3 protein-coding genes are annotated in these 2,874 nt (G+C 72.5%); all 3 read left to right on the top strand.

The genetic code is table 11. From position 1 onward, the window contains the following. The first annotated feature begins 52 nt into the window (after window positions 1–52). The 3 genes from AB0L40_RS27465 (at window position 53) to map (ending at window position 2,768) form a co-directional block, all read left to right on the top strand. Window positions 53–1,051: a methyltransferase domain-containing protein gene (locus AB0L40_RS27465; RefSeq protein WP_364361939.1), complete on the top strand. Its 999-nt coding sequence runs from the start codon at window positions 53–55 to the stop codon at window positions 1,049–1,051. Continuing rightward, on the top strand, window positions 1,048–1,815 hold the full coding sequence (locus AB0L40_RS27460) for a glycosyltransferase family 2 protein (protein WP_364361937.1): 768 nt from the start codon (window positions 1,048–1,050) through the stop codon (window positions 1,813–1,815). The genes AB0L40_RS27465 and AB0L40_RS27460 overlap by 4 nt, the downstream gene beginning before the upstream one ends. A 95-nt stretch (window positions 1,816–1,910) precedes the next feature. Continuing rightward, window positions 1,911–2,768, top strand: coding sequence for a type I methionyl aminopeptidase (map, locus tag AB0L40_RS27455; RefSeq protein ID WP_364361935.1), 858 nt, complete (start codon window positions 1,911–1,913; stop codon window positions 2,766–2,768). The last annotated feature ends 106 nt before the right edge of the window (window positions 2,769–2,874 follow it).

Genomic DNA, 2,874 nt, shown 5'->3' with positions numbered 1-2,874 from the left:
CGCCGCCGTACGCCGCGGCGCCCGGCGGAGGCCGCCGACTAGGATCCGGCGGGTGCCGACGTCCCCCTCGCACGCGGTCGACCCGGTCGTCGCCCCGACGCCCGACCGCGCCGCCGGACCAGCCGCCTGCCCGTGGTGCGGTGCGCCCACGGCGGATGCGACCCCGACCGGCCACCGGCGCGTGCGCTGCACCTCGTGCGGCGTCCAGCTGACCTGGCCGTGGCCCGACGCCGCCGAGCTCGACCACGCGTACGCGGACTGGTACCGGCCCGAGGGCGGGCGCTTCTCCGGTCCCGGCGACGCGATCCTGCGGATGACGCGTGGCAGCACGGCTTGGACGGTCGACCGGATCGCCCCCGACGGCGTCGTGATCGACGTCGGCGCCGGCGACGGGCACCTGCTCGACGCGCTGCACCGCCGCGGCCGCGAGGCGATCGGCCTGGAGCGCGACGCCGACACCACGGCGCGGCCGGACCTGCGCGACGACGCGCTCGACGAGCTCGAGCGCCCCGAGGGCGGGGCCGCCGCGGTGATCCTCTGGCACGTGATCGAGCACCTGCCCGAGCCGCGGGTCGCGATCCGCGAGGCCGCCCGGCTGCTGCAGCCCGGCGGCGTCCTCGTGCTCGCCTGCCCGAACGCCGACAGCCGGCAGGCCCGGTCCTTCGGCGACCGCTGGCTCGCCTGGGACCAGCCCCGGCACCTCGTGCACTTCACGCCCGGCGCGCTGGAGGACGGGCTGCGGGCCGAGGGCTTTGCGATCCGCACGCGCGGGCACCTGCGCGCCGGCCAGTCCGTCTTCTGCGCGCTGCACGGTCTCGTGGGGCGCGTCCCGGGCGCGGGCGACCTCTACGATGCGATCCGTCAGCCGGACGCGCGGCAGGCCCCGCTGTCCGGGGCGCGCCGGGCGTTCACGGCCGCGGTCGCGGGGGCCCTCCTGCCGGTCGCCGTACTGGCGGCCGTGGGGGAGTCCCGCGAGGGCCGCGGCGCGAGCATCTACCTCGAGGCCGTCCGCACCGGCCCGACCCCGACCAGCGACCCGCACGGACGATGAGCAAGGCCAACCCGAACCACCGCACCATCGTCGTGATGCCGGCGCACAACGCGGCGCTGACGCTGGAGGCGACGGTCGACGGGATCCCGCGCGACTGGGTCGACGAGCTGCTGCTGGTCGACGACTCGTCGACCGACGACACGCTCCAGGTCGCCGAGCGGCTGAACATCACGACGGTCTGGCACCCGCACAACGCGGGTTACGGCGCGAACCAGAAGACGTGCTACCTCCACGCCCTGCAGCGCGGCGCCGACGTCGTCGTGATGCTGCACCCCGACGGGCAGTACGCGCCGGACCTGATCCCGTCGATGGTCGCCCCGATCGTCGCGGGCGACGCCGATCTCGTGCTCGGCTCGCGCTTCCTGCCCAACCGGCGGAGCGCCCTGCGCGGCGGGATGCCCTGGTACAAGTGGATCGCGAACCTCGGCCTGACCGCGATCCAGAACCGCATCATGGGGACGTCGCTGGCGGAGTGCCACACCGGCTACCGGGCCTACAGCCGCCGCCTGCTGCTCGAGGTCCCGTGGCTGCGCAACTCGATCGGCTTCAGCTTCGACGCCGAGGTCCTCTACCAGTCGGCGCACCTCGGGTTCCCGATGGCCGAGGTCCCGTGCCGCACGCGCTACTTCGACGACGCGTCGTCGATCAGCCTGCGCCCCGCGTCGGTCTACGCGCTCAAGGGCCTCTGGACGGTCACCGTCACGGTGACCCGGCCGCCGTCCACGGCGCCGGTCACCGAGAAGTTCGGGTCCTGGCCCTCTTGATCCACGACAACACGATTTCACAGCGCTCCGGGGGCGGCAAGGACGGGGCGTCCGCTCCCGGCCGGGGCGCGTTCGCCGCCGGTTAGGCTGTGCCCATGACCGTACGTGCCCCACTCGTGCCGGGAAAGCAATCGCGTGCGCGATCGGTCCCGGCTCAGATCGTCCGCCCTGAGTACGTGGGGAAGAAACGCCCCAGGGAGTGGCGCGGGTCGCACGTGCAGACCGCCGAGACGATCGATCGGATGCGGATCGCCGGCCGGCTCGCGGCGCAGGCCACCCAGCTGGCCGGGGAGCACTGCAAGCCGGGCGTGACCACCGACGAGATCGACCGGGTGGTGCACGAGTTCCTGCTCGACCACGGGGCGTACCCGTCGACCCTCGGCTACAAGGGCTTCCCGAAATCCTGCTGCACCTCGCTCAACGAGGTGATCTGCCACGGCATCCCGGACTCCACCGTGCTGGAGGACGGCGACATCATCAACGTCGACGTCACGGCGTACCTGAACGGCGTGCACGGCGACACCGACGCGACGTTCTGCGTGGGCGAGGTGAGCGAGGAGGCCCGCCTGCTGGTCGAGCGGACCCACGAGGCGATGATGCGCGGCATCCGCGCGGTCGCACCAGGGCGCCCGATCAATGCGATCGGCCGGGTCATCGAGGCGTACGCGCGACGCTTCGGCTACGGCGTGGTCCGCGACTTCACCGGTCACGGGATCGGCGAGACGTTCCACTCCGGGCTCTACATCCCGCACTACGACAACCCGCGGCTGGACACCGTCATGGAGCCCGGGATGACATTCACCATCGAGCCGATGATCACCCTCGGCACCCATGAGTACGAGATCTGGAAGGACGGCTGGACGGTCGTCACCAAGGACCGTAAGTGGACCGCCCAGTTCGAGCACACGCTGGTGGTCACGGACGACGGGTTCGAAATCTTGACACTGCCGTGACCGCGATCGCCGAGCATCACCACGCCGACGTCTCCGGTGGCTGGCTGCGCGCCGCCACCTTCGGCGCCATGGACGGGCTGGTCACCAACATCGCGCTGATCGCCGG

The sequence above is a fragment of the Patulibacter sp. NPDC049589 genome, assembly GCF_040675535.1.
Taxonomy (GTDB): Bacteria; Actinomycetota; Thermoleophilia; order Solirubrobacterales; family Solirubrobacteraceae; genus Patulibacter.
This window is presented reverse-complemented; position numbering and strand designations above follow the sequence as displayed.